The organism is Streptomyces sp. NBC_00122 (assembly GCF_045160845.1).
GTDB lineage: Bacteria > Actinomycetota > Actinomycetes > Streptomycetales > Streptomycetaceae > Streptomyces.
The window spans coordinates 159,331-183,099 of the sequence record NZ_CP108191.1; the positions used below are offsets into that span (position 1 = coordinate 159,331).

26 protein-coding genes are annotated in these 23,769 nt (G+C 74.5%); 15 read left to right on the forward strand and 11 right to left on the reverse strand.

The window, feature by feature from the left end; all coding sequences use genetic code 11:
• Positions 1-65 precede the first annotated feature (65 nt).
• Positions 66-1,550 (forward strand): condensation domain-containing protein, encoded by a 1,485-nt coding sequence (locus OG737_RS00720; RefSeq protein ID WP_405680437.1) that lies wholly within the window; start codon positions 66-68, stop codon positions 1,548-1,550.
• Positions 1,551-1,669: 119 nt separating this feature from the next.
• Here the strand turns inward: OG737_RS00720 and OG737_RS00725 are convergent, their stop codons facing one another.
• Complete coding sequence (locus tag OG737_RS00725) at positions 1,670-2,890, reverse strand: RNA polymerase sigma factor (protein ID WP_405922390.1); 1,221 nt, start codon at positions 2,888-2,890, stop codon at positions 1,670-1,672.
• 58 nt (positions 2,891-2,948) lie between these two features.
• Positions 2,949-3,305, reverse strand: a complete 357-nt coding sequence (locus tag OG737_RS00730; protein WP_328924159.1) for a YciI family protein — start codon at positions 3,303-3,305, stop codon at positions 2,949-2,951.
• 178 nt (positions 3,306-3,483) lie between these two features.
• Between OG737_RS00730 and OG737_RS00735 the strand changes: the two genes are divergently transcribed.
• Positions 3,484-3,861, forward strand: coding sequence for a hypothetical protein (locus tag OG737_RS00735; protein ID WP_328924160.1), 378 nt, complete (start codon positions 3,484-3,486; stop codon positions 3,859-3,861).
• A 60-nt stretch (positions 3,862-3,921) separates the two neighbouring features.
• Here OG737_RS00735 and OG737_RS00740 read toward each other — a convergent pair whose 3' ends face one another.
• The gene (locus tag OG737_RS00740) at positions 3,922-4,191 is read right to left on the reverse strand and encodes a hypothetical protein (protein ID WP_328924161.1); all 270 of its coding nucleotides are present in this window, start codon (positions 4,189-4,191) and stop codon (positions 3,922-3,924) included.
• 106 nt (positions 4,192-4,297) lie between these two features.
• On the opposite strand from OG737_RS00740, the gene OG737_RS00745 reads away from it, so the two are divergent.
• From OG737_RS00745 to OG737_RS00765, 5 genes are all read left to right on the forward strand, one after another.
• The gene (locus tag OG737_RS00745) at positions 4,298-4,636 is read left to right on the forward strand and encodes a thioredoxin domain-containing protein (protein ID WP_328924162.1); all 339 of its coding nucleotides are present in this window, start codon (positions 4,298-4,300) and stop codon (positions 4,634-4,636) included.
• A gap of 141 nt (positions 4,637-4,777) precedes the next feature.
• The gene (locus OG737_RS00750; RefSeq protein WP_405921076.1) at positions 4,778-5,965 is read left to right on the forward strand and encodes a cytochrome P450; all 1,188 of its coding nucleotides are present in this window, start codon (positions 4,778-4,780) and stop codon (positions 5,963-5,965) included.
• A gap of 20 nt (positions 5,966-5,985) precedes the next feature.
• Positions 5,986-6,180 (forward strand): ferredoxin, encoded by a 195-nt coding sequence (locus OG737_RS00755; RefSeq protein WP_328930166.1) that lies wholly within the window; start codon positions 5,986-5,988, stop codon positions 6,178-6,180.
• A gap of 91 nt (positions 6,181-6,271) precedes the next feature.
• A complete protein-coding gene (locus OG737_RS00760) occupies positions 6,272-6,622 on the forward strand; it encodes a DUF1304 domain-containing protein (protein ID WP_328924164.1) in 351 nt (116 codons plus the stop codon).
• Positions 6,619-7,212: a TetR/AcrR family transcriptional regulator gene (locus tag OG737_RS00765; RefSeq protein WP_328924165.1), complete on the forward strand. Its 594-nt coding sequence runs from the start codon at positions 6,619-6,621 to the stop codon at positions 7,210-7,212. The genes OG737_RS00760 and OG737_RS00765 overlap by 4 nt, the downstream gene beginning before the upstream one ends.
• A 90-nt stretch (positions 7,213-7,302) precedes the next feature.
• On the opposite strand, the gene OG737_RS00770 is transcribed toward OG737_RS00765, so the two are convergent.
• Together OG737_RS00770 and OG737_RS00775 are read right to left on the reverse strand one after the other, a co-directional pair.
• The gene (locus OG737_RS00770) at positions 7,303-7,509 is read right to left on the reverse strand and encodes a cold-shock protein (RefSeq protein ID WP_328924166.1); all 207 of its coding nucleotides are present in this window, start codon (positions 7,507-7,509) and stop codon (positions 7,303-7,305) included.
• 162 nt (positions 7,510-7,671) lie between these two features.
• Positions 7,672-8,022, reverse strand: a complete 351-nt coding sequence (locus OG737_RS00775; RefSeq protein ID WP_328924167.1) for an HGxxPAAW family protein — start codon at positions 8,020-8,022, stop codon at positions 7,672-7,674.
• A gap of 91 nt (positions 8,023-8,113) precedes the next feature.
• On the opposite strand from OG737_RS00775, the gene OG737_RS00780 reads away from it, so the two are divergent.
• Together OG737_RS00780 and OG737_RS00785 are read left to right on the forward strand one after the other, a co-directional pair.
• Positions 8,114-8,647 carry a MarR family transcriptional regulator gene (locus tag OG737_RS00780; protein ID WP_328924168.1) on the forward strand — a complete coding sequence of 178 codons (534 nt, stop codon included), beginning with the start codon at positions 8,114-8,116 and terminating at the stop codon, positions 8,645-8,647.
• A gap of 43 nt (positions 8,648-8,690) precedes the next feature.
• Positions 8,691-10,178, forward strand: coding sequence for a DEAD/DEAH box helicase (locus OG737_RS00785; protein WP_405680433.1), 1,488 nt, complete (start codon positions 8,691-8,693; stop codon positions 10,176-10,178).
• Between the two features lie 41 nt (positions 10,179-10,219).
• On the opposite strand, the gene OG737_RS00790 is transcribed toward OG737_RS00785, so the two are convergent.
• From OG737_RS00790 to OG737_RS00810, 5 genes are all read right to left on the reverse strand, one after another.
• A complete protein-coding gene (locus OG737_RS00790) occupies positions 10,220-10,690 on the reverse strand; it encodes a hypothetical protein (RefSeq protein ID WP_328924169.1) in 471 nt (156 codons plus the stop codon).
• A 203-nt stretch (positions 10,691-10,893) separates the two neighbouring features.
• The gene (locus OG737_RS00795) at positions 10,894-11,559 is read right to left on the reverse strand and encodes a GNAT family N-acetyltransferase (RefSeq protein WP_328924170.1); all 666 of its coding nucleotides are present in this window, start codon (positions 11,557-11,559) and stop codon (positions 10,894-10,896) included.
• A 121-nt stretch (positions 11,560-11,680) separates the two neighbouring features.
• Entirely contained in the window at positions 11,681-12,265 is a 585-nt protein-coding gene (locus OG737_RS00800; RefSeq protein ID WP_328924171.1) for an SRPBCC family protein, read from the reverse strand.
• 93 nt (positions 12,266-12,358) lie between these two features.
• A complete protein-coding gene (locus OG737_RS00805) occupies positions 12,359-12,991 on the reverse strand; it encodes a hypothetical protein (RefSeq protein ID WP_328924172.1) in 633 nt (210 codons plus the stop codon).
• Positions 12,992-13,034: 43 nt separating this feature from the next.
• The gene (locus tag OG737_RS00810; RefSeq protein WP_328924173.1) at positions 13,035-14,078 is read right to left on the reverse strand and encodes an NUDIX hydrolase; all 1,044 of its coding nucleotides are present in this window, start codon (positions 14,076-14,078) and stop codon (positions 13,035-13,037) included.
• 206 nt (positions 14,079-14,284) lie between these two features.
• On the opposite strand from OG737_RS00810, the gene OG737_RS00815 reads away from it, so the two are divergent.
• The 3 genes from OG737_RS00815 to OG737_RS00825 all read left to right on the forward strand — a co-directional run bounded on the left by OG737_RS00815 (position 14,285) and on the right by OG737_RS00825 (position 17,249).
• A complete protein-coding gene (locus OG737_RS00815; RefSeq protein ID WP_328924174.1) occupies positions 14,285-15,163 on the forward strand; it encodes a heparan-alpha-glucosaminide N-acetyltransferase domain-containing protein in 879 nt (292 codons plus the stop codon).
• Between the two features lie 41 nt (positions 15,164-15,204).
• Complete coding sequence (locus tag OG737_RS00820; protein ID WP_328924175.1) at positions 15,205-15,693, forward strand: hypothetical protein; 489 nt, start codon at positions 15,205-15,207, stop codon at positions 15,691-15,693.
• A 68-nt stretch (positions 15,694-15,761) separates the two neighbouring features.
• The gene (locus tag OG737_RS00825) at positions 15,762-17,249 is read left to right on the forward strand and encodes a hypothetical protein (protein ID WP_328924176.1); all 1,488 of its coding nucleotides are present in this window, start codon (positions 15,762-15,764) and stop codon (positions 17,247-17,249) included.
• A gap of 19 nt (positions 17,250-17,268) precedes the next feature.
• Here the strand turns inward: OG737_RS00825 and OG737_RS00830 are convergent, their stop codons facing one another.
• Entirely contained in the window at positions 17,269-18,234 is a 966-nt protein-coding gene (locus OG737_RS00830) for a WYL domain-containing protein (protein WP_328924177.1), read from the reverse strand.
• Positions 18,235-18,312: 78 nt separating this feature from the next.
• Here OG737_RS00830 and OG737_RS00835 point away from each other — a divergent pair, with 78 nt between their 5' ends.
• The 3 genes from OG737_RS00835 (at position 18,313) to OG737_RS00845 (ending at position 23,763) form a co-directional block, all read left to right on the forward strand.
• Complete coding sequence (locus OG737_RS00835) at positions 18,313-18,945, forward strand: TIGR03086 family metal-binding protein (protein ID WP_328924178.1); 633 nt, start codon at positions 18,313-18,315, stop codon at positions 18,943-18,945.
• A 97-nt stretch (positions 18,946-19,042) separates the two neighbouring features.
• Positions 19,043-20,839 (forward strand): RNA ligase family protein, encoded by a 1,797-nt coding sequence (locus OG737_RS00840; RefSeq protein WP_328930168.1) that lies wholly within the window; start codon positions 19,043-19,045, stop codon positions 20,837-20,839.
• A complete protein-coding gene (locus OG737_RS00845) occupies positions 20,839-23,763 on the forward strand; it encodes a poly(A) polymerase (RefSeq protein ID WP_405921077.1) in 2,925 nt (974 codons plus the stop codon). The genes OG737_RS00840 and OG737_RS00845 overlap by 1 nt, the downstream gene beginning before the upstream one ends.
• The last annotated feature ends 6 nt before the right edge of the window (positions 23,764-23,769 follow it).

Consider the following 23,769-nt stretch of genomic DNA (forward strand, 5'->3'; position numbering starts at 1 on the left):
TCACCTCCCCGGGTCGGGGGTCGTTAGGGGCCTTGGGGTTGACTCGGGGGCGAAGGGATGACGGTATGCGGCAATTTCCTCTGGAAATGCACCAAGTGGCACCTGGTCGGGTGGTCGAGTGGCGGTTGCGGTCCACGGCGGCGGAGGAGAGCGACGGCCCGGGTGACGCGGCGGGCAGGAAGGCGTCCTTCAACCAGGACAAGCACTTCACCGTCGCCGAGGAGAGCCGGGCCGCCGACGACCCCGTCGCGTCGTGGATCGCGGTCACCTTCGAAGTGGCCGGGCGGCTGGACGAACCGGCCCTGGCCCGCGCCCTGCTGGCCTTCGTCCAGCGGCACGAGGTGCTGAGGTGCGCGTTCCGGAGGCTGGCCGGGGAACTGGCCTGTGAGCCCTTCGACCCGGCCGAACTCGCCCTCGAGGCCGAGCCCGTGGGCGCCTTCGCGACCTCCGAGCTCCTGCGGGACTTCCTCGTCGAGCGGTTCAAGCGGAGCATCGACACCCTGTCCTGGCCGCTGTTCACCATGGGCGCGGTCCTGCGCGAGGACTCCGCGACGGTCTATCTCGCCTTCGACCACATCGTGTGCGACGGCATGTCGATGCCGATCGTCGTCCACGAGGTGCTGACCGACTACGAGGCCCTGTGCCGCGGGGAGGACAGCGGGCTGCCGCCGGTCGCCCCCAGCTACCTCGACTTCGCCGACGAGCAGCGGCGCCGCTACCTCTCCATCGACGCCGGCGACGAACGCCTGGGCTACTGGAAGGAGTTCATCGAGCGCGGCGGCGGGTTCTTCCCCCGCTTCCCGCTCGACCTCGGGGTGGAACCGGGCCGGATGTACCCGATCGTCAACGAAGCCTCCGTGCTGCTGGACGCGGGTGAGGCGGAGGTGTTCGAGAAGACCTGCCTGGCGGTCGGCGGCAAGCCGTTCATGGGGGTGCTCGCCTCCGTCGCGGTGTGCCTGCGCGAGGCGGGCGGCCCCGGCGTCTACCGGGGCCTGATGCCGGTCAGCGAGCGCGGCCGGGAAGGCTGGGCGGACTCGGTGGGATGGTTCGTCAACACCATGCCCATCGAGTTCGACGCCTCTCCCGGCCGGGACTTCGCGCAGGTCATGGCCGCGGTCCGGGCCGGATTCACCGAGATGATCGGCCATATCGACGTGCCGTTCGTCCGCGCGTGGGAGCTGCTGGCGCCCGAGGAGTTCGCCGCCCGCTCGTGGCCCTACCCGGTGAACTTCTTCTCGTACATCGACATGCGCAAGTGCCGGGGCGCCGACCGCCACGACGAGTGGCGGCCCGCCACCCACGTGTGGTCTGCGCGGGCCAACGGAGCCTGCTCGTGGTTCCAGCGGGACGCCGACGGAATGCACATGAACTCCCTGTACGTGGACACCGTCGCGGCCCGCCGCACCATGGGCGACCTGCAGGAGGCGCTGCGTCTGAAGGTCCAGGAGATCGCCCGCTCGGGCGGGTTCCGCCGGCCCGTCGCGCTGACCCCGCAGCGCCGGCCCGTCGGGTCACCGCTCGACGTGGCCGCGTACGCCCGGCGCGGCTGAGCCCCGGCCCCGGTCCTGGCGGCCGGCGACGGCGTGCGCCGTGTATCGGGGCGTCGGACGCGGACGGCCGATGCCCGGTGGCTCGGCAAGGAGGACCGCGGCGGCCGGTTCCGCTGCGGTCAGAGGCGGGCCGCGCGGCTGCGGAGCAGGGCGCGCTCCCGCGCGTTGCGGGTGAGCGAGGCCGCCCGCTCGAACTCGGCGCGGGCCTCAGCCGGCCGGCCGAGGCGCTCCAGCAGGTCTCCCCGCACGCTCGGCAGCAGGTGGTAGGCGCGCAGCCCCGGCTCCTGCGCCAGCGCGTCGACCAGCGGCAGCGCCGCCTCCGGTCCCTGGGCCATCGACACGGCCACCGCCCGGTTGAGCTCCACCACCGGGGACGGAACGAGCGTGACGAGGCTCCCGTACAGGGCGGCGATCGTCGGCCAGTCGGTGTCCTCGTAGCGGACGGCCGCCGCGTGGCAGCCGGCGATCGCGGCCTGCAGGGAGTACGGGCCGCTGCCTGCGCGGCGCATGGCCTCGATGCCCCGGTGGATGAGCATCCGGTTCCACCGGGCCCGGTTCTGGTCGGCGAGCAGGACCGGTTCCCCGTCGGGGCCGGTACGGGTGGCCATCCGGGACGCCTGGAACTCCAGCAGCGCGGCCAGGCCGTGCACCTCGGGCTCCTTGGGCATCAGCGCCGCCAGGACGCGGGCCAGCCGCAGGGCGTCCTCGCACAGGGCGGGGCGGACGAGGTCCTCGCCGGCGGTGGCCGAGTAGCCCTCGTTGAAGACGAGGTAGATGACCTCCAGGACCGAGGCGAGCCGCGCCTCGCGGTCGGCCCCGTACGGGACTTCGAAGGGCACGCCGGCGGTGGCGAGCGTCCGCTTCGCCCGGACGATGCGCTGGGCGACGGTGGACTCGGAGGCGAGGAAGGCGCGGGCGATCTCCTGGGTCGTCAGCCCGCCCATCAGGCGCAGGGTGAGTGCGATCCGGGCCTCGGTCGCCAGCACCGGATGGCAGGCGGTGAAGATCAGCCGCAGCAGGTCGTCGTCGATGTCGTCCGGGTCGGCCGGTTCGCCGGGGGCGGGTACGTCCTCCAGGCTCCGGCCGACCTCGGCGAGTTTGCGCGCGTACGTCTCCTTGCGGCGCACGAGGTCGACCGCGCGGTGCTTGGCGGTGGCCATCAGCCAGGCGCCCGGCCGGTCCGGGACGCCGGACTGCGGCCACTGTTCGAGTGCGGCGACGAGGGCGTCCTGCGCGAGTTCCTCGGCGATGCCGACGTCCCGCACGATCCGGGCGACGCCCGCGATGATGCGCGCGGACTCGATCCGGAACACCGCTTCGACCGCCTGGGCCGTACTCACTGCCGTCACGGCCACCCATCAGAGCAGCCGTGACGCGGCAGGGCAAACGGGGCGCGGATCACATCTCCTGGATCTCCCTGACCTCGGCGCTCACGTTCCACTCCGCCGGGTGGATCTCCAGGAACCTCTTCGTCCACTCGATGGCCTCGGCCTTGTCCTTGCACTGGGTCAGGGAGTAGCCGCCGACGACCTCCTTGGTCTCCGTGAACGGGCCGTCGGTGTAGCTGATCTTTCCGCCGGACCAGCTGAGCCGGGTCCCCTCGGAGGTGGGGAGCAGCCCGGCGGTGTCCAGCATGACCCCGGCCTTGGTGATCTCCTCGAACAGGGCGCCCATGCGCTGCTCGAACTCGGCCGGGAACTTCTCGGGCGGCAGGTCCTGCTCGTTGATGCGGATCATCGTCAGGAAGCGCGGCATGGTGACTCCTCGGTCGGGAGCGGCGGGGGCTCTCCCCGCCTCTCACCCCTGCGTCGAACGGGAGGCGCCCGGATCGACAGCTCCTCGAAGATTCTTCGGAGAATTTTCCGGAGGGGCCATCCGGCGCGCCCCTACTCGCGAGTAGGATCGCCGCCCAGGCCGCCCCGAAAGGTCCCCCATGCCGCGCACGCCTTCCTCGCCGCTCCTGCTCGCCGGCCTCCTGGCCGGGGCGGCGGTCGCGCACGCCGCCGTGCCCGAGAAGTTCGACGCGACCGTCCCGCGCTCGCTGCCGGGCAGCCCGCGCGCGTGGACGTACGCGAGCGGGGTGGCCGAGCTCGCGCTCGCCGCCGGGGTCGCCCATCCGCGGACCCGCAAGGCGGCCGCGATGGCCGCGGCCGCCTTCTTCGTCGGCGTGTTCCCGGCGAACGTCAAGATGGCCGCCGACGCGCGCCACCGCTCCCCCGCCGTGCGCGCCGTGGCGTTCGGCCGGCTGCCGCTCCAGGTGCCGCTGGTGCTGTGGGCCGGGAAGGTGAGCCGCGGCGCCGCGGCCCGCTGACCGGCTGCCCCGTCGACCTCCGGCCCCGGCCCCCGGCCGCCCTGACCGGCCCGGATCGGGTCAGCGGCTGTCGCCCGTCCAGTCCCAGCGCCCCGGATCGCCCGCCCGGCGGCGGTAGTGGGCACGGCCGCCCGCCCCGTAGCGCCCTATCTCCGTGGACAGCCGGGCCTCTTCCGCGAGCTGCGGGGTGCTCCAGCCCGTGATGTCGAGGAGGAGCCCGTCCAGGGGACCGCCCACGAGTTCGCCGTAGACGTGGCCGGGGCGGGGGCCTGGGTCGGGATCGTCGTGGTCGGCGCCGTAGACCCGGCGGCGGAGCATCCTGTCGTCCATGCCTCCAAGCTTCACAGGCACCACTGACAATCGGCCGCCGCGTGCAGCGGCGATGATGGGTGCCGCCTCCCGGTCGCGGGAGGCATGGGAGCGAGGAGCGGCACGCATGGCACGTCGGGTACACCAGCCATTGGAGGACCAGGAGTTCGACTTCATCCTCTCCATGGCGCCGGGGCCGGTTCTCGCCTACTTCTGCGGGAGCTGGCCGAAGGCCCTGGAGGCGTGCCGGGCGATGGACACGCTCGTCGGCGAGCTGTCCGAGGAGTACGGGGCGCGGTTCACCGCCGTCCGCACCGACATGACCCGCTGCCCCGGCCCGACCAGGCGTTACGGCGTGACCGGCGCGCCGACCGCCGTGCTCATCAGGGACGGTGAGGCATTCGCGAGCCAGGCCGGACCGATGACGCGCGAGGAGTTCCGGGCGTTCCTGGACGCCCACCTCTGAGGCCGCCTCCGTAGGCCGGGCCGCCGGTTGGGCCCTGTGGGCGAACTCGGGTGATCTGGCCGAAAGTGGCATAGGTGGGATAGGTGCCTCAGGCATGTAATGGAGTCCGGCGAGACGGAACCATCGCTTGCGAGGTGCTCCATGTCAGAGACAGTTGCCTTCCCTCAGGACCGAACCTGCCCCTACCACCCACCGGCTGCTTACGAACCCCTGCGGGAGAGCCGGCCGCTCTCCCGCGTCACCCTCTTCGACGGCCGCTCCGTATGGGTGGTCACCGGGCACGCCGAGGCGCGTGCCCTGCTCGCGGACGGCCGGCTCTCCGCCGACCGCCGCAACGCGGCCTTCCCGGCGCCGACCAGGCGGTTCAAGGGGCTGCAGAACCGGCGTGCCGCACTGCTCGGGGTCGACGACCCCCAGCACAACGTCCAGCGCCGGATGCTGATCCCCAGCTTCACGCTGAAGCGGACGGCCGCCCTGCGGCCGCGGATCCAGCAGACCGTGGACCGGCTGATCGACGAGATGGTGGCGGGCGGTCCGCAGGCCGAACTGGTGGGCGACTTCGCCCTACCGGTGCCGTCGATGGTGATCTGTGCCCTGCTCGGGGTCCCGTACGAGGACCACGAGTTCTTCGAGGGACAGTCGCGGCGGCTGCTGCGCGGCCCGGAGCCGGCCGACGTGGAGGACGCCCGCCGCCGGCTGGACGGCTATCTCGTCGGCCTGATCGAGCGCAAGCGCCGGGAGCCCGGCGACGGGCTGCTCGACGAGCTCATCGCGCAGCGCCTGGAGACGGGCGAGATCGACGTCGAGGAGCTGGTCGCCCTCGCCGTGATCCTGCTGGTGGCGGGGCACGAGACGACCGCCAACATGATCTCGCTCGGCACGTTCACCCTGCTGCGCCATCCGGAGCAGCTGGCCGAACTGCGGGCCGACCCGGCGCTCATCTCCTCGGCCGTGGAGGAGCTGATGCGGTTCCTGTCGATCGCCGACGGAATGCTGCGGGTGGCGACCGAGGACATCGCCGTCGGCGGGGTGACGGTGCGCGCGGACGACGGGGTCGTCTTCTCCACTTCCGTCATCAACCGCGACGACTCCGTCTTCGAGGAGCCGGACGCGCTGGACTGGCACCGGCCCACCCGCCACCACCTGGCCTTCGGCTTCGGCATCCACCAGTGCCTGGGCCAGAACCTGGCCCGTGCGGAGATGGAGATCGCGCTGGGCACGCTCTTCGAGCGGCTGCCCGGACTGCGGCTGGCGGCCGAGCCAGACCGGATCCCCTTCAAGCCCGGCGACACCATCCAGGGGATGGTCGAACTCCCCGTGGCGTGGTGAGGGCCGTGCCGGACCGGCGGCTGCGCATCGACATCGACACCGGCGTCTGCATCGGCGCGGGCCAGTGCGCGCTGACCGCGCCCGGGGTGTTCACCCAGGACGACGACGGCTTCAGCGAGCTGCTCCCGGGCCGCGCGGACGGCGCCAGGAGCGCGCTGGTCCGGGAGGCCGCTCGGGCCTGCCCGGTCTCGGCCATCTCCGTCCGCGAGGACTGACCCGGCCGGTGGTGGGTGCGCAGGTATCGGGGGGCTGGATTTCCTGTACAGTTGTCCAGGAAATCTAGTCCCCCGAGAAGTGGAGGCGGCCATGCACACGGTCGCTCAGATATTGACCGGCCTCGTGGCCGCGCTGCACGTGTACTTCCTGGTCCTGGAGATGTTCCTGTGGCAGCGGCCGCCGGGGCGCGCGCTACACGGCTTCGACGCGGAAACCGCCCGGCTCACCGCACCGCTCGCCGCCAATCAGGGCCTCTACAACGGCTTCCTCGCCGCCGGGCTGGTCTGGGCGCTCGTCATCGACTCGCTGGCCACGCAGGTCTTCTTCCTCGTCTGCGTGATCGTCGCCGGGGTGTACGGGGCCGCGACCGCCAACCGCCGGATCCTCATCGTGCAGGCCCTGCCCGCGGCACTGGCCCTCGGCGCGGCACTGGCAGCGTGAGCCCTCAGGAGCCGCGCGAGCCCGCCGTGCGCGCGCCGGACCCGCGCACGGCGAGGACGAAGGCGCGGCTGCGCGAGAGCCTGCTCGCCGAGTGCGCGGACAAGCCGCTCGCCGAGGTCAGCGTCTCGGCCGTGGTCCGCGGGGCGCAGGTCGGCCGCGCCACGTTCTACCTCCATTACGAGGACCTCACCGCGCTCGCCGTGGACGCCTGCGCGGATGTGGTGCACGCGGCGGTCGACGCCCTGCACACCTGGCAGACGGGCCCCGGATCGCTTCCCCCGGCGCGGCCGCCCGCCGCGCTGGCCGCGTTCCTGACGGCCGCGGCGGACCGGGCGCCGCTCTACCGCACGCTGCTCCTCCCGGGCGGCGGCGGACCGCTCGGCGACCGCCTCCACCGGGAGCTGCGCGCCCGCGCGCACGCCGAGCGCACGGCGGCGGGCGCCCCGCACTCCGATCTCGTCGCGTCGGCGGTGGCCGCCACCTTCACCGGCGTCCTGGCGGACTGGCTGCACGGTGCCGTCCCGGCGGATCCGGCCGGACTGGCGGACCAGCTGTGGCGGCTGCTCCTGGCCCTCCACCAGGCCGCTTAGGACGGGGAGCGACCTTCGCGCCGCGGACGCCGAGAGCCCCGCCGGCCGGACCGGCGGGGCTCCCATCACGGGCGGTGCTCGTGAAGCGGACTACCGGAGGGGAACCACCCGCTCGGCCTGGGGGCCCTTGGGGCCCTGGGTGACGTTGTACTCGACCCTCGCGTTCTCTTCCAGGGACTTGAAGCCGGTGGTCTCGATGGCGGAGAAGTGCACGAACACGTCCGGGCCGCCGTCGTCCTGCTGGATGAACCCGAATCCCTTCTCCGAGTTGAACCACTTCACGATGCCTGTTGCCATCTTGCTGATCCTTCTCAACGTTCCACTGCGGGCCGCATATGCGGCCGTCATTGATCCTGCCCAAACGTCCCTCGGAGCACACGCTGAACGCGGCCAACCGTGGCGTGGCGCGTATTCGAACTTCTGACCGCCCTGTCCGTGAATCGAGGGATCGGCGCCTTCTCAAGACGCTTCGAGGGGGGACGGAGACCGAGGGGCTGCCGCGCGGGCTCGCCGCGGTCCGCCGACCCGGCAGCCCACGCAGTCGGCATGGCCCGTGTGCGCCGCGGTGTCCCGGGTGCGCCAGTCCCACTCGGCCTCGGGACGCGGCCCGCTCGGCTTGCCCCACCCCGCGAGGTGGAGGAGCCAGGTGACGATCCCGGCCGCGACGACGACGCCGAGGCCCAGCCAGATGCCGGGGGTCCACGCCGCGCACACCGCGGCGCCCGCTCCGGCGAAGCCCAGCAGGGCCAGGGTCGTACCGGTCCAGCCGGCCACCGTGTGGCCGAGATCGACGTGACCGTGCGCACTCATGATCCTCCCTGGTCGGACCGTCGGCAGTAGGCTCGGAGAAAGGTTCATTTATCTCACGAGCTAAGTTACTTAGATGCTAAGGAGTATGTGCGTGGAGGGCAAGACCCGCCCCCCGGCCACGGCCGAGGAGGCGATGGCGCGCATGGACCAGTTCGTCGCCCTGGGCATCGTCGGACAGCAGGAGGTCGCACAGCGGCTGGGGCTCAACGTCACCGACCTGACCTGCCTGGGCCACATCCTGGGCGCCGGGGACACCCCCCTGGCCGCCGGTGACCTCGCCGAGCTGGTGGACCTCACCACCGGCGCCGTCACCGGGGTCCTCAACCGCCTGGAACGCGCCGGATACGCGCGGCGCCGACCCGACCCCGCCGACCGGCGCCGGGTGCGGGTGGTGGCCGAGCCCGAGGCCGCCGCCCGGGTCGTCGCGGTCTACCAGCCGTTCTACGACCGGCTCGGCGCCCTGTTCGCCGACTACACCCCCGACGAGATCGCCGTGATCGCCGACTGGTTCGAGCGCGCCGCGGCCGAGGTGCGCGCCCACTGCGCGCAGGTGCGGTCGGGCGAACTGGACGGGGAACCGGAGGCCGGAGGGCAGCAGCCCCCCGCTGGTACCATGGGCGGTTGACCATCTTCTTCCTTCTTCTTCACTTTGCTTCGAAAGGCCCTGCATGAGGAACCCGTCAGTTCATGGACGCTTCGGTGTGAAGGGCGGTGCCAAGGCCGGGGCCAAGTCCGGCGGCAAGACCCCCCGGAGCATCGGGCCGCAGGGCGAGTTCACGATGCACGAGCCGAAGAATCCGGCGCTGCCGCCGGTGGAGTCGTTCTCCGAGCTCGACCTGCCCCTTGAGCTGGTGACGACCATGGCCTCGCTGGAGGTCAAGGAGCCGTTCCCCATCCAGGCCGCGACGCTCCCGAACGCGCTGGCCGGCCGGGACGTCCTCGGCCGCGGCCGGACCGGGTCGGGCAAGACCCTCGCCTTCGGCCTGGCGATGCTGGCGCGTACCGCGGGACAGCAGGCGGATCCGAAGCGCCCGCTGGCACTGGTCCTCGTACCGACGCGGGAGCTGGCGCAGCAGGTGACCGAGGCGCTGGCTCCGTACGCCGAGGCCCTGAACCTGCGGATGGCCACCGTGGTCGGCGGGCTGTCCATCGGGCGGCAGGTGAGCACGCTGCGCACCGGCGCCGAGGTAGTGGTGGCCACCCCCGGGCGCCTGAGCGACCTGGTCGGGCGGCGTGACGTCCACCTGGAGCGGGTGAAGATCACCGTGCTCGACGAGGCGGACCAGATGTGCGACATGGGATTCATGCCGCAGGTCACGGAGATCCTGGACCAGGTGCACCACGCGGGGCAGCGAATGTTGTTCTCGGCGACCCTGGACCGCAATGTGGACCAGCTCGTGCGCACGTACCTGAAGGACCCGGTCTCGCACTCCGTCGACCCGCAGGCGGGCGCGGTGACCACGATGGACCACCACGTGCTGCACATCCACGCGGCCGACAAGATCTCGGCGGCGACCGAGATCGCCGCCCGCGACAACCGGGTGCTGATGTTCCTCGACACCAAGCACGGGGTCGACCAGTTCGTGAAGCACCTGCGGGCCATGGGCGTACGGGCGGAGGGGCTGCACAGCGGCAAGTCGCAGCCGCAGCGCACCCGGACCCTGGCGCAGTTCAAGAGCGGCGCCGTGACCGTCCTGGTCGCGACCAACGTCGCGGCGCGCGGTATCCACATCGACGACCTCGACCTCGTGGTCAACGTCGACCCGCCCGCGGACCACAAGGACTACCTGCACCGGGGCGGCCGTACCGCCCGGGCCGGCGAGTCCGGCAAGGTCGTCACCCTCGTGACGCCGAACCAGCGGCGGGACATCGTCCGGCTGCTCGCCGACGCACGGGTCCGGCCGACCATCACCCAGGTGCGCTCCGGCGAGGCGGCCCTGAGCCGGATCACCGGCGCGAAGGCTCCTTCCGGGGTGCCCCTGGCCGGCTCCGCGCCGACCGACGCCAAGGGCAAGCCCTCGGGGTCGGAGCTCGGCTTCCGCGGGATGGGCACCCGGCCGGGCCGCCCGGGCAGGGGCAAGGAGTCCCGCAAGACGATGGAGGCCCGGCAGGCCGCCGAGGCCCGCCGCGCCGCCCGGGTACGCAAGGGCCTCTGACCCGCGTACGCCCCGCCCGGACAGGGGCGGGGCGGGCCTGGTCAGGCCAGGGTGCGGCGGCGCAGGCGATCGGCGGCCGCGTTGCGGACGCGGCGGGTGCGGGCCTCGGCGGCGAGCAGCCGCAGGGCCTCGGACGAGGTCAGGGACTGGGCGGCGGTGCGCTGGCACCAGTCGGAGGCGGCGGTGAGCTCCGCCGCGGACCACGCTTCACCGCGGGAGATCGCCTTGAGCAGGGTCCATTCGCGCAGCCGCCGCTCGGGGAAGGCGCGGCCGGCGAGCGCGGCCGTCATGGCCTGCGCCCAGGCGGGAAACCCCTCGTCGGCCAGCAGCCGGGCCGCCCGGCGGTTCAGGTGGGTGACCACCGCGCTCTCGGCCATCACGGGGTCGGGGTCGCGCAGCACGGCGGCCACGGCCTCGGCTTCGGCGGACTCGCCCGGCGCCACGGCCAGGAACTCCAGGTGGCGGCCGTAACGCCAGTGCTCGTGCGGCGTGCCGGCATCGGAACGGCTCATCGGCCGACGCCTTCGCGGACGCGCTCCGCCCGGCCGCCCGCCGCGGGCCCGACCGCTGCGGACCGCGGTATGCCGAAGGTGTGCCGCTGCTGCTTCTTCCCTCTCGCCATGGCACCCATTCCACACGACCGCCGTGAGCGCCCGGTGGTCAGGGTGCCCTCGGGGCGCTTCCGGGGTGCCTTTCCGGGTGCCTTTCGGGTTGCTCAGCCCGCGGCGGGCAGCATCAGCGCCTCCGCGCCGACCGGGCGGTAGCCGGCGGCCTGGAAGGCGCGGACGCTGCGGGCGTTGCCGGTGGCCTGCTGGGACCAGACCGGCTGCCCGTCGGGGACGAGGTGGCGGGCGGCGCGGGCGAGGTCCCGCCCGAGGCCGCGGTGGCGGACGTCCTCATCCACCTCAATCGCCGTCTCCCAGCGGCCCGCGACGCCCCGGCCGAGGACGACGACTCCCCCGTCCGCCGCCCAGACCCGTACGCCGTCCCGGCGGTGCAGGGCCCGCCGTACCCGGGGGTGGTCGGGGTCTGCGATCTCGCGCAGCTCCAGCGGGGGTTCGCCGGACAGCGGTCCGGCGACGGTCAGCAGGTCGACGGTGTCGGTGGTACGGCCCGTACGGTCCAGCAGCGCGGCCAGGAAGCGCGCGTTCATGGTGGCGGCGAGGGCGTCGCACGTGAGGGCTTCGAGAGTGGACCGCACCCAGTGCGGGTCCTCGTCGGTGAACACCACGGAGTGCGCGGTGAAGGCGATGACGCCCGCGTCGCGCCGGTTCTCCTGCGGCACCACGGTCGTGCCGCCGTCGGGCGGCGGAAACCGCCCCTCCGCGGCCGCGTCCAGGATCTCGCCCAGAGTCCGCCCCGTGCCGTGCTCGCGTGCCATGTCCGCACTCCTGATCAGTGGCCGGCACACATGATCTCAGGCGTGGTGTACGGGTGTTGGGGCGGGGGGGGCGGGGGCGGGGAGAGCCGGGCTGCCCGGGCCGGCTCTCCGTATCCGCCGGTCAGCTGCCGCCGGACCCGCCGGTGTCTCCGGCGTCGCCGATCCCGCGGGTCTCGCGGGTCTCGTACGCCTCGTGCCCGCCGTACCCCTGCTCCGTCCCGTCCCCGGGCCCGGGCAGCGGGGCTCCCGTCTCCAGGAGGGTCTTGAGACTGGAGGCGAGCATCGGCCAGGCGCGCCCGCACATGCCGATCAGGGTGCCGCCGGGTTCGAAGCCCTCGTGCAGGATGGTCAGCCGGGCCAGGGCGTCGCCGACCGGCTCGATCTCGTACGTCACCTTCGTGCGCCGTTCCCCGGCCAGTTCCGCCCGCAGCTCCTCGTCGACCCCGACCGCGGCCGCCCACTGCGGGCTGAAGGTGTGCCAGGTGTAGGACAGCAGGCGGTCCGGGACGCAGTCGAGGACCACCTGCTCGGGGTCGGTGGTGCTGGCCCCGCGCTCGACCCAGGCCATCGTCGAGCCCACGGCCCAGTCCGTCTCGAAGCTCAGGCCCCAGTAACGGCGGGTGAGGGCAGGATCGGTGAGTGCCTGCCAGACCCGGTCGGGATCGGCCTGGATGTACAGGGTGTAAGTGATCGCACTGTCGCTCATGGCCCCATGCTGCGGGACCGCGGACCGCGGACGCCGGATTTCCCGATCATGGCGGCGGACGCGGCCGGTCCGGCCCTCCCGCCGACACCCGGCTCACATCACGTGGAATGCGACCCCACACAGCCCGAGCCCGGCCCGCGCGGCCCCGCGCCAGGCTCGCAGCGGCCCGTCGAGGACGCTCTCCTCGCCGTCGGGTCGGTCCAGCCAGTGCCGCTCCTGCTCCCGAGCCCGCTCCCGCTCCCCCGGCGTGAACGCCAGCGCGCGCTCCACCTGCGGCAGCGCCCGTCGTACTTGGCCGGCGGTCAGCAGGAAGTTCCCGCACCAGCCGGGCAGCAGAGCGGCCCGCCAGGGCCCGATGGCATGGAAGAGCGCGGCGACCGCATAGTCCTTCCGCTGGACGGACACGAACATCGCCTCCGGTTCCGGCAGGCGCTCCCAGACATCGTCCGCGAGGTGGAAATCCGGGTCCGAGCTGCCGTTGCACAGGTCGTCGACGTGACGACCCGGGCTCGTCAGCTCCAGGAAGGAGCGGATCGCGTCGTCGTGCGTCGTACCCGTCCACCACGTGCGGTGGTCGGGCAGCGGGGCACTCTGCCACCGCGCCCACCGGCGGCGGGCTTCCGGGCGGTCGCGGTCGGCCTCGATCGCCACCGCCACGCGCGGCGCGAGCTCCCCGATGACGGAGTCCTCGTGGCCGCTGATCGACCAGGCACTGGTGAATCCCATGCCGTCGACGGTAGGAGGCCGCACTGACAGCGGCGGCCCGGTCTCACCAGCAGGTGCCCGGCTCCGGGAGTTCCGTGGGCGGGGTGCGGGGCGGGGACGGGAGGGACAGGTGGGTGCGGGCCGTGTGGACCGCCGCGAGTTCGTCGTCGCCCGCCCGGCCCCAGTCGCTCAGTTCGCGGACCTGCTCGGGGGTGGCCAGGAGCCGGGCGTACACCGGGTCCGCCGCCGGCGGGAACCCGGTGAGGCGCGCCGCGGTGCGGGCGTGGGCGCCCTGGTCACCGTGGCGGTAGCCGAGCTCGACGGCCCCGGCGGCCGGTGCGGCCGTCGGGGGCGGGAGGTGCGCTGCGCCGGTGGCGCGGTCGACCAGGAGCAGGACCCGGCCGTCGGGGGCGAAGAGCCACCCCGAGCGGTCCCGTACGGGCAGCCGCGCGGGTACCGGGCCCGGGTGCCAGGCGCCGTGCTGCGGCTCCCGGCGGGTGCGCAGCACGCCCAGCCGGTCGAGGGCGTTGGGCACGGTGGGACGGCCGTCCTCCAGCAGGGCGGTCCCGCAGCCGTTGATCCGGGCACGCAGCGCCGACAGGGCGCGGCGGGCGTCTCCCGCGTCCATCAGGCCGGGCAGATCGGCCGGTTCGGCGAAGTGGATGCCGGTGATCTCCTGGGGCGGAAGGCGAACGGAGTCGATCCGGTCCTGGGTCCACGTGCCGCCGTCGTAGACATGGAGGATCTCGCCGGGGAACCGCATCCCGGCCGGGAAGCCCGGGGTGTCGGCCGGGATCCAGTCCACGGCGAGGCCGTGCGGGTAGCACCCGTCGACGCCCAGTTCCTCGCGCACCTCACGGGCCGCCGCGGCGGACGGCGCCTCGCCGGCGTCCACGGCGCCGCCGGGCAGCATCCGGTCGGCGCGGTAGTCGACGCTCTGCACCAGGACCCGGCCGTCGACGTCGGTGACCAGGACGACGGCGCCGGTCCACAGCACGGCGCGCGAGGCACCGTAGGCCTCCGGGGTCATCCAGGTCCCCGCCCTCCGGTGCTCGTCGGTCCCTGCGCCGCCCTGCTCGGGCACGGCCTCGTCGGTCAACTGCGGCATCTGAACTCCGTTCACCGTGGGTGGACCCGCCGACTGTGCAACAGCGGGCGCGGCCGGCTGGTTACGGCAGCCCCCCGCCCGCTCCGCTTTGCCGCCCCTATACCTCCTTATTACCTGGTTATGCGGTCCTTGCTACCTTCCGGAGGCGGACTGGCGGCATGAAACCCGCCGGTCCGACCACGTCACCGGACCGAGGAGACCCAGCCGTGCGACGCGCTTCCGGTCCGGGGCACGTCGATTCCGGAAGGCTGGCCGGAGTAGATGCCGTGCGCGGGCTCGCCGTCCTCGGCATGTTCGCCGTGCACGTCGGCCCCGGCGCGCGGCCCGAAGGCGCCGGGTTCCTGATCGTCGCGGCCGACGGCCGCGCCCCGGCGCTCTTCACCCTCCTCGCCGGCTTCTCCCTGGTGCTCGCCCAGCGCGACCGCGACCCGGCCGGCGGGTGGACCCGGCGCTACCGCCCCCTGCTGATCCGTTCCGCGATCCTGGCCCTGCTCGGCGTGTTCCTGGCCTCGCTGTGGCCCGGGATCCTGGTCATCCTGGCCTTCTTCGCCGTGTACTTCCTCGCCGCCGAACCCTTCTCCCGGCTCGCCACCCCGCTGCTCGCCGCCGTCGCGGCACTCTCGGTGGTGGCGGGCCCGCTGCTGTCCTTCCTGCTGGGCCCGGTGTTCGGGTACGGGACCTCCGGGCGGGGACTGGTTCCCGAAGCCGCCGATTTCACCAGCTGGGCCGGGCTGGGCCGGGTGCTCTGCGAGCTGCTGCTCACCGGCGCGTATCCGCTGGCCACCTACTTCCCGTACGTCCTGGCCGGGATGGCTCTGGCCCGCCTGTGCGACGTCCGGGAGCGGGCGGTGGCCGGGCGGATGGCAGTCTGGGGCACGGCCGCCGCCGTGGCCGGCTACGGCTCCGCCTGGCTCGCCGCCCACGTGTTCGGCTCCCGGGGCCGGCTGCTGGACGCGATCGCCGTCCACCACCCGCAGGCCGCGGCCGCCGCCGATCCCGTACGCGAGGTGCTGCGCGGGCAGTACGGCGCCGTGCCCAGCACCTCTGCGTCACCGGGCGCCGGGCGACTTCACCCATCCGCATGACGGGTGCCGCCCGGGGGCGCCCCGTACGGCAGGGTGGGCGGATGCAGCTGCGCCGGGCCCTGCCCCTGACCCTTGCCGCACTCACCATGGCCACCGGATGCGTGACCGTGCATCCCGCCGCCCCGCCGGACGCTGCGCGCCTGACGCCCGCGGCCTCCCTCACGGAGCCCCGCCAACCGGCCGTCCCCGCCTTGCCGTTGGGCCATCTCCCGACGGCCGAGGAGACCGCCCCGCAGAGCCCGGAGGCCCGGGAGCCCGCACCGGCGGATCCGGTCCCGGCGGCGGCCCCGGAACCGCAGCACCGGGCGGCCGAGCCGACCCGGAGATACCGGCCGCACCGGCCGCCGGCGCCGTACAAGCCCGTCACTCCCGTCAAGCCCGCCCGCCCCGCGCCCCCGGCCAGGCCCCGCACGTTCCCCCCGGCGAAGGCCAAGTCCCGTCCCGCGCCGCCGCGTACGTACGACATGACGCCGCTGTGCGAGGCGGCCCGCGGCACGGTGTCTCCCTCCATCGTGGCCCTGTGCCGGTAGAGGGGGTGTCCGGCCCGACCGGCGGTTACCCTCGGAATCGCACGGCGGACGACTCGGGGAGCAGGCACATGAACGACGCGGGACCGGAGGCGGCCGCGGCCGTCGTCCGTGCGCTGCGCGAGCTGGCGAGGGAACGGCCGCACGAGGTCGAGCTGTTCGACGGGTTCACGGACGCGGAGCTGGACGGCTGGGCCGTCCCGGTCCCGGAGGACGTCCGGATCGTGCTGCGGGAGATCGGCGGGCTGGAGAGCGAGGCGCACGAGTACCGCTTCGGGCCGCGCGGTCGCGCGGTGTTCGAGGACAGTCACTGGACCCTCGGTGAACTGGACTTCGGCGAGGGCTCGCTCATCGTCGGCGTCGGTCCCGTCGGCTGGGGGCCGGTCGTGGCCGTCCGTCCGTGGGGGGACGGCGCGGACGTCACCGTCGAGGCCCCGGAGTTCGTCGGCTGGCTCGCCTGCTTCACCCGGCGGCTCGCCGAAGGGACGGCGGACCGGACCGCCGCGAAGCACTTCGTACCGGCCGTCCCGACCGTCGAGGTGGCCGAGGGGACGGACACCGGGCTCGCCGCGCTCGTCGGGCGCGGCGACTCGCTCACCGATCTCGTCGACCTGCGCGACCTGCCCGGCTACCCGTGCGCGGTGGGCTGGGAACCATATTTCTCCACCTCTCACAACACGGCCGACACCGGCAGCAGCGAGGTCGAGTACCGGATCGTGGGCGACGGCCGGGCACTGCTGCTGCGCAGCGTGGTCAGCGGGGACTTCCTCGGGCGGCCGGTGCGCAGGCACCGCCCGCCGGCGGATGCCGCGGACCGCGCGGTCGCCGAACTGCGCGCGCTGGCAGCAGAGTTCCCCTCTTTCGCCGTCCTCGACGCGGGCGCCTGCGACCGGACCATGGACGGCTGGGCGGTCCCGGTGCCCGCCGACGTCCGGTGCGTGCTGCGGGAGATCGGCGGGGTGGCCATCGCGGGACTGCCCGCGCTGCGGCTGCTGCCCGGAGCCCCCGAGCACGAGGTGGACCCCGAGGTGCACCGCATGATGGGCGGCGACGGCACGTACTGGCCGCTGACCCGGATCGGGTACGGGCACAGCCCCGCACTCCTGCAGATCCGCGTCGACCCGGAGACCGGGCGGTGGGGGTACGCCGTCTCCGTTCCCGCCGACGCGAAGGCGCTGCGGGAGTACCCCGAAGTGGCCCTGGTCGCCGAATCCCTGCCGGACCTGCTGCTGACCTTCGCCCGGCTGGCCCGGCAGGCCGTGGACGGCCCGGACTTCGCGGGCCGGGTCACCCGGGACACCCGGTGGCTGTTCCCCAACACCGGGGAGCCGTGGCCGCGGCCGGCCCCGGTCGGCGAGTGGGCGGGATCCGCGGACCCGCTGCTCGCGGCGGCCGCCACACTGCCGGCCGGGACGCACGCCGCCGACCTGCGGGCGGTACCGATCCCGAGCGACCTGTGCTTCTACCGGGCGGCGGGCTGGCCGTACGCGGCCCGGCTGGACCGGCTGCACTTCGCGGCCGGCGGCGGGCTGGCCGCGGCGATACCGGCCGGCGGCTGAGCGCACCCGGGGCGGTGCGTCACGCCGGCCCGTCGTCCGGGGGCGGTCCGTAGAGCCCGGCGAGTTCGGCGCCCAGCCGGGCCAGCCACTCCCGTACGTCCGGCGGTTCGAGCACTTCGATCCGGGCTCCCAGTCCGGACAGGTGCGCGGCCAGCGCCCGCGGTGCCGGGCCGTCGACCCAGACCTCCGTCCAGCCGTCGGGCAGCGGGCCGCCGACGCGCAGCCGGCCGCCGGAGAGCCGTGCCAGCAGCGCCACCGCGCCGGGTTCGACGCGGGCCCGGGCCGTCACCGCGTACAGCCGGTCCTCCATGGCCCCGGCCAGTTCCCGCCAGGCCGTGGCGAGGTCGAAGTCCGGTGGCCGGTGGGCGGGTTCGCCGGTCGGCTCGACCGAGGTGACCCGGCTGAGCCGGAAGGTGCGCAGCCCGTCCTCCGTACCGGCCACGAGGTACTCGACTCCTGCCTTGGCCACGAGTCCGAGCGGGTCGGCCGTACGGACGGCGGCCGGTTTGCCGGCGCCCGCGTACCCGAGGCGGATCCGGGTGCCGTCCACCACGGCCCGCTGGAGGGCCGAGCGGTACGGGGCGTCGGCGGTGACGGGGGTGCGCGACCAGTCCGTGCCGTCGACGGCGGTGGCCCGCGAGGCGGCCTCGGCGCCTCCGCGGAGCGTGGCCGGCAGGGCCTGGACCAGTTTGCGCAGCGCGGTGCGCAGTTCGGGGGTGGTGGCCTGGGGGCCGGCGACGAGGAACAGCGCCCGGATCTCGTCGGCGGTGAGGCCGGTGAGGTTGGTGCGGGCGCCGCCGACCAGGGACCAGCCGCCGCCCCGGCCGCGCTGCGCGTAGACGGGGATCCCGGCGGCGGCCAGTGCCTCCAGGTCGCGCCGTGCCGTGCGCTCCGAGACGTCGAGTTCCTCGGCCACTTCGGGGACGGTGACGCGCCCGCGCGCCTGGAGGAACAGCAGGGCCGCCACCAGCCGGTCAGCCTTCATGGGAGTCGTTTCGCATGGACAGGATTCTCCCCGGAAAACTGGCCAGAAGGTGGCCACTTTGCCCGCCAGGATGAGGTCATGACCGAAACCGAGCAGTTCACCACCGCCCCTTCCGCCCCGGCCGCCGCGGCCTCCTACCCCGGCGTCGACACCCGTCCGGATCTGGCGGCGGCCGTCGCCCTCGCCGGGCGTACCCTGGCCGCCGTCCGGCCGGACCAGTACGACCTTCCGACGCCCTGCACCGAGTTCGACGTCCGGCGCCTGTCGAGCCACCTCGTCGGCGTGCTGCGGCGGATCGCGGTGATCGGGCGTGGTGAGGACCCCTTCAGCGTCCCGTCCTTCGCCGACGAGCTCGCGGACGGCGAGTGGGCCGCCGCCTGGGAGCCGGCCGCCCGCGAGGCGGCCCGGGTATGGGCGGACCCGGGAGTGCTGGGCCGCGACCTGCGCCTGCCGATGGGGGTCAAGCCGGGGGCGGTCGCGGCGGCCGTGTACGCCAACGAACTGACCCTGCACACCTGGGACCTCGCCACCGCCACCGGACAGCGGCCGGACTGGGACGCCGGCCTGCTGGAGCGACTGGTCGAGGTGGTACGCCGGGCACTGCCCGCCGAAGCCCGCGGCGGCCGTATCCCGTACGGCGAGGTCGTCCCCGTGGCCGAGGACGCGTCCGCCCTCGACCGGCTGGTGGCCTGGTCCGGCCGCCGCCCCTGAGCGGGCCGCCCGGCGCGGGCGGGCCGTTATTCGATGGATGAGGCTGCTCCGGATACCTACAGTGACGGGGCACCACGTCGTCGAGCAGGAGCAGATCATGCGCACGCACTACCCCCGTACGCCCCATCTGCCCTGGTCTCCCGGGGCCAGCGCGGACGATGTCCGGGTGACGGGGCCGGGGGCGTGGTCGGGGCTGGCCGGGCGTGAGGTCGTGGTGACCGAGAAGCTCGACGGGGAGAACACCACCCTGTACGCGGACGGCCTGCACGCGCGTTCGCTCGACTCGGCCCACCACCCCTCGCGGGCCTGGGTCAAGGGCCTCCAGGGGCGGATCGGCGCGGGCATCCCGGCCGGCTGGCGGGTGTGCGGGGAGAACCTGTACGCCCGGCACTCGCTCGCGTACGAGGATCTGGAGAGCTGGTTCTACGGGTTCTCGGTGTGGGACGGGGAGCACTGCCTGGACTGGGACCGGACCGTACGTTTCCTGCGCGGTCTGGGCGTTCCCGCTCCGCGCGTGCTGTGGCGGGGCGTTTTCGACGAGCGTGCGCTGCGCAGGCTGAAGCTCGACACCGCGCGGCAGGAGGGGTACGTCGTACGGACCGTGGACGGCTTCGCGTACCAGGATTTCGGGCGGTGCGTGACCAAGTGGGTGCGCGGCGGGCACGTGCAGACGGACACGCACTGGATGTTCGCACCGGTCGTGCCGAACGGGCTCGGTCCGGCCGCCCCGTTGTGGGCGGTCCGGTCGGGTGCGCGGGCCGACGCGGCGGAGCTGCTGACGGCGGCCGGGGTGGCGGGTGCGCCCTGGGCGGCCGGCGCCGCCGAGGCCGGCCAGGTCTCCGGGACCGATGCCCCGACCGCATCCGTCGCCGATGCGGTGGCCGAGGCCGCCGCGCGGACGGACGGATCGGGGCGGACCGGCGACGCCCGGCTGGCCGGGGTGCTGGCCGCCGCGCTGCACGGCGCGCCGCGGGGCCGGGTCGCGGCGCGGCTCGCGGCGGGACCGCTCGGGATGGGGCTCGCGCGGCAGGTGTCCGACCTGCTCGGGCTGTACCCGTACCTCCAGCGGCCGTTCCCGGACACGGAGCGGCGGGCCGGGCTGGTCCGGATGGCCGCCGCGGCCGATCTGGGCGTGCTGCACGCGCTGGCGGGGGCGACGGCCGGGGACGCGCAGGCGCGCGAGTGCGTGGAGTGGTCCGCGCTGTGCGCCGAGGAGGCGGGGCTGCTCGGCCCCGACCCGCTCGGAGCCTTGCGCACCGCGCTGCGGGAACCCCTCGGTGAGCTCGGCGCGGACGCGGCCGACCGCTGCTGGGCCGAGGCGCGGCGCGCGTTCGCGCTGGGTCGGATCGGCACGGCGGAGGAGGCGGTGGCGGCCACCTGGCGCTGGCGCGACGGAACGTTCCCCCGGCTGGTGCAGCTGTGCGGCCCCTCGGGCAGCGGCAAGAGCACCTTCGGACGCGCCCTGCCCGGAGTGGACACCTACATCAGTCTCGACGATCTGCGCACCGCCCGGGGTTCCCGTGCGGACCAGCGGGCCAACACGGAGGTGCTGAGCGAGGGCCTCGACCGCCTCGACGCCGCGCTGGCCCGCGGGGGCACGGTCGTGTGGGACGCCACCTCCCTCACGGACCAGCAGCGGGGACTGGCCGGTTCGGTCGCGCGCCGCCGCGACGCGCTGGTCACCCACGCCGTCGTGCTGGTCGACGAGGAGGAGCTGGTACGGCGCAATGCCGCGCGCCCGCATCCGGTGCCGCCGCAGGTACTGGACTCGCAGCTGCACCGGTTCAGCCCGCCGTATCCCGGTCAGGCGCACCGGACCTGGTACATCGGCGCGGGCGGCGGCGTCGAGGACACGGTGGGCGTTCTGGGCGCCGCGGCGGGCGGGGAGCGTTGATGCGTACCAGCGAGGAGCTCTACCATCAGGTCCGCTGGGACCCCCGGTTCGATCCGGCGCGGTTCGTCCTCGGGCTGCTCCAGCGCGGAGCCGCCCCGAAGCGCGTGCCGCTGCCGTCCTTCGTGCCCGGCGGCGACATCCCCTGGCACCGCGTGCTGTTCGTCGAGGCGGACGGCGAACTGGTGTGGGACCGGGCCACGGGAGTGGACCGGATCGACGCCACCGCCGCGGGGCGGGTGCGTGATCCGCGCCTGCTGCGGGCGCCGTTCTTCACCGCCCGGACCCCGTACGCGTGGGATCCGGCGGACGGCGGCGGCTGGCTGCCGACGCAGGCCCCTCCCCCTGGCGGGACGGGGGCCCCGACCGCGGTGCGGCTGCTGACCTGGAACACCCTCTGGGACCGGTACGACGCCCCGCTCATCGCCACCGCCCGGCGCAGGCCGCTGCTGCTGGCCGATCTTGCGGCCGCCGACGCCGATGTCATCGTGCTCCAGGAGGTCGAGCCCGCGCTGCTCGGCATGCTGCTGGCCGAGGACTGGGTGCGGGAGCGGTACACGCTCGCCGCGGATCCGGGCGGCCGCGACGTCGCCGAGTACGGGCTGCTGGTGCTGAGCAGGCTGCCGGTACGGGAGGCGGGACTGCACCGGCTCGGCCCGCACAAGGCGGTCACCGCGGTCACGGTGGACGTCGCGGGCGGCCCCCTGGTCGTCGCCGCGACCCACCTGACCAGCGATCACACCGAGAACGGAGACGTACGGCGGGCCGCCGAACTGAGGCGGCTGGCCGAGGGGCTGGGCGGTGTGGAGGCCCCGGTGGCGCTGCTGGGCGACTTCAACGACGGCCGCTCCGGAGCCGAGGGACCCGGGGCCGCGCTGGGGATGCGGGATGCCTGGACCGATGTGCACGGGGCCGGCGACGGTACGCCCACGTTCGATCCGGTGGCCAATCCCCTGGCGGCGGTGGGCTCGCTGTCGGGGCGGGCGGCGCGGCTGGACCGGATCCTGCTGAGGGCCTCCGGGCCGGCGCGGGTGACCCGGGCGGCGCTGCGCGGCCACGCCCCGGACCGGGACGGCCTGTTCGTCTCCGACCACTACGGGGTGGAGGCGACGGTGGAGTGGGGGGCACCGGGCGCCGGGCCCGCGCGGCTGGGGGCCCCTCCCAGCGGAGCTGGGGGAGTACCGTCGACCGCGCGTACGGCGGTGGCGTGGCTGCCGCCCGAACTCCCCGAGGCGGCGGACGCGCTGCGGCGGGCGCACGACCCGCAGGCCGACCGCTGGCCCGCACACGTCAACCTGCTCTTCGGCTTCGTGCCCGAGTCCTCGTTCGAGGAGGCCGTACCGCTGCTGGCCGAAGTGGCGGCGGCGACCCCCGTGTTCACGGCACGGATGGAGGGGGTGCACAGCTTCGGGCACCGGGAGGACGCCACGCTCTGGCTGGATCCGGCGGCGGCCGGCGACGAGCCGTGGCAGGACCTGCGCGGGGCGCTGGCACGGCGGTTCCCGGGGTGCCGGGAGCGCACCGGGGAATACACCCCGCACCTGACCCTGGGCCGCAGCCGGGATCCGCAGCGGGCGGCTCGGGAGTTCACCGCCCGGCTCGGCGGCGGCGTGTCGGCGCGTGTCGGGGAACTGGCGGTGCTCTCACGGCGCGGGGACGGGCCGATGCGGGTCCGGGCGACGGTGGCTCTGGGAACCGGCGAGGTGCGGTGGGTGGCGCCGGAGGCCGCGGAGCCGGTCGGCGAACCCGCCCCCGGACCCGCCACCGGAGCGATCACCGAGCCGGTCACTGCCCGGTTCGTCACGGCCACGGCCGATCGGGTGGCCGGGGCGATCGGCGCCGGGCTGCTGCGGGTGGCCGGATCGCGCCGCATGCGCTGCGAACTCGCGCACGCGGACCTGGACCTGGTGGCGGCGCTGCCGGGCTCGCCCGATGTCGCGGAGGTACGGCGACGGGTCGAAGCGGCGCTGCCGGAGGCCGAGCGGATGCGTGAGGTGACCGGTGCGCGGGTGCCGGGCCTGCGGTTCCGGCTGGGGACGCTGGATGTGGACCTGGTGGTGGTCGGCTGTGGCGCGGTGGAACCGGGGCAGGCGCTCGCCCGGCGGTCGGAGCTGGGCGAGGCGGCGGCCGTCGCGCTCAGCGCGCTGAGCGACGCGGATGCCGTACGGGACTTCGTGCGCGAGGAGGCCGACGCCTTCACCCGGCTGGCCCGGGAGGTCAAGGCCTGGGCCCGGGCGCGGGGTCTGGACTCGGCGCCGTTCGGCGCGCTGCCCGGCCTCGCCTGGGCGGTGCTCGCCGCGCGCACCGTGAGCGCGGCCGGGCCGATTCCGCCCGAGGCCCTGCTGCGGGAGTTCTTCGGCATGTGGGCGGCGTGGGACTGGCGGGAGCCGGTCGGCCTGACGCCCTCGGCGCCGGGGCCCGGCCCGGTGACGGTCCTCACCCCCTCCGAGCCGGTCCGCAGTTGCACGACGCAGGTGGGACTCGGCATGCGCGATCTGCTGGTCCGGGAGCTGTACCGGGCCTGGGAGCTGCTGGACGCGGATCCCGGGGCCTTCGGCGAGGTCCTGGCGGCGCCGCCGCTGCACCGGCGGCACGCCGCCTGGGCGGTGGTGACCGTACGGGCGCCCGAGGAGCGGGAGTTCGAGTCGGTCCTGGGCCGGGTGCGCGGCCGGATGCGGGCGCTGCTCGGCGCCCTGGAGGAAGCCGGGACCGCCGACGCGCACGCCTGGCCGGATCCCTTCGGGACGGTCCCGGGCCTGGCCCGCTACGCGATCGGGCTCGGCGCCACCCCGCCGGACGCGGCGCGGCTCGCCGCCGTGGCCGCGCCGTGGTCGCGCGGCCTGCCCGGCGTCGAGGTCACGTGGGCGGCCTGCGGCGAGGTGCCGGACCTGGGCCGGCGGGGCCCGGGCCCGGCGGTCGGCGCGTAGCGGCCG

What these genes read in the sequence shown, in the direction of transcription:
- OG737_RS00825 (WP_328924176.1), top strand. Translation starts at nt 15,762, where the DNA reads ATGAACGACGCGGGACCGGAGGCGGCCGCGGCCGTCGTCCGTGCGCTG.
- OG737_RS00795 (WP_328924170.1), bottom strand. Translation starts at nt 11,559, where the DNA reads ATGGCACGCGAGCACGGCACGGGGCGGACTCTGGGCGAGATCCTGGAC.
- OG737_RS00735 (WP_328924160.1), top strand. Translation starts at nt 3,484, where the DNA reads ATGCCGCGCACGCCTTCCTCGCCGCTCCTGCTCGCCGGCCTCCTGGCC.
- OG737_RS00800 (WP_328924171.1), bottom strand. Translation starts at nt 12,265, where the DNA reads ATGAGCGACAGTGCGATCACTTACACCCTGTACATCCAGGCCGATCCC.
- OG737_RS00775 (WP_328924167.1), bottom strand. Translation starts at nt 8,022, where the DNA reads ATGAGTGCGCACGGTCACGTCGATCTCGGCCACACGGTGGCCGGCTGG.
- OG737_RS00785 (WP_405680433.1), top strand. Translation starts at nt 8,691, where the DNA reads ATGAGGAACCCGTCAGTTCATGGACGCTTCGGTGTGAAGGGCGGTGCC.
- OG737_RS00810 (WP_328924173.1), bottom strand. Translation starts at nt 14,078, where the DNA reads ATGCCGCAGTTGACCGACGAGGCCGTGCCCGAGCAGGGCGGCGCAGGG.
- OG737_RS00770 (WP_328924166.1), bottom strand. Translation starts at nt 7,509, where the DNA reads ATGGCAACAGGCATCGTGAAGTGGTTCAACTCGGAGAAGGGATTCGGG.
- OG737_RS00820 (WP_328924175.1), top strand. Translation starts at nt 15,205, where the DNA reads ATGCAGCTGCGCCGGGCCCTGCCCCTGACCCTTGCCGCACTCACCATG.
- OG737_RS00805 (WP_328924172.1), bottom strand. Translation starts at nt 12,991, where the DNA reads ATGGGATTCACCAGTGCCTGGTCGATCAGCGGCCACGAGGACTCCGTC.
- OG737_RS00730 (WP_328924159.1), bottom strand. Translation starts at nt 3,305, where the DNA reads ATGCCGCGCTTCCTGACGATGATCCGCATCAACGAGCAGGACCTGCCG.
- OG737_RS00720 (WP_405680437.1), top strand. Translation starts at nt 66, where the DNA reads ATGCGGCAATTTCCTCTGGAAATGCACCAAGTGGCACCTGGTCGGGTG.
- OG737_RS00740 (WP_328924161.1), bottom strand. Translation starts at nt 4,191, where the DNA reads ATGGACGACAGGATGCTCCGCCGCCGGGTCTACGGCGCCGACCACGAC.
- OG737_RS00790 (WP_328924169.1), bottom strand. Translation starts at nt 10,690, where the DNA reads ATGAGCCGTTCCGATGCCGGCACGCCGCACGAGCACTGGCGTTACGGC.
- OG737_RS00845 (WP_405921077.1), top strand. Translation starts at nt 20,839, where the DNA reads ATGCGTACCAGCGAGGAGCTCTACCATCAGGTCCGCTGGGACCCCCGG.
- OG737_RS00830 (WP_328924177.1), bottom strand. Translation starts at nt 18,234, where the DNA reads ATGAAGGCTGACCGGCTGGTGGCGGCCCTGCTGTTCCTCCAGGCGCGC.
- OG737_RS00760 (WP_328924164.1), top strand. Translation starts at nt 6,272, where the DNA reads ATGCACACGGTCGCTCAGATATTGACCGGCCTCGTGGCCGCGCTGCAC.
- OG737_RS00840 (WP_328930168.1), top strand. Translation starts at nt 19,043, where the DNA reads ATGCGCACGCACTACCCCCGTACGCCCCATCTGCCCTGGTCTCCCGGG.
- OG737_RS00745 (WP_328924162.1), top strand. Translation starts at nt 4,298, where the DNA reads ATGGCACGTCGGGTACACCAGCCATTGGAGGACCAGGAGTTCGACTTC.
- OG737_RS00750 (WP_405921076.1), top strand. Translation starts at nt 4,778, where the DNA reads ATGTCAGAGACAGTTGCCTTCCCTCAGGACCGAACCTGCCCCTACCAC.
- OG737_RS00835 (WP_328924178.1), top strand. Translation starts at nt 18,313, where the DNA reads ATGACCGAAACCGAGCAGTTCACCACCGCCCCTTCCGCCCCGGCCGCC.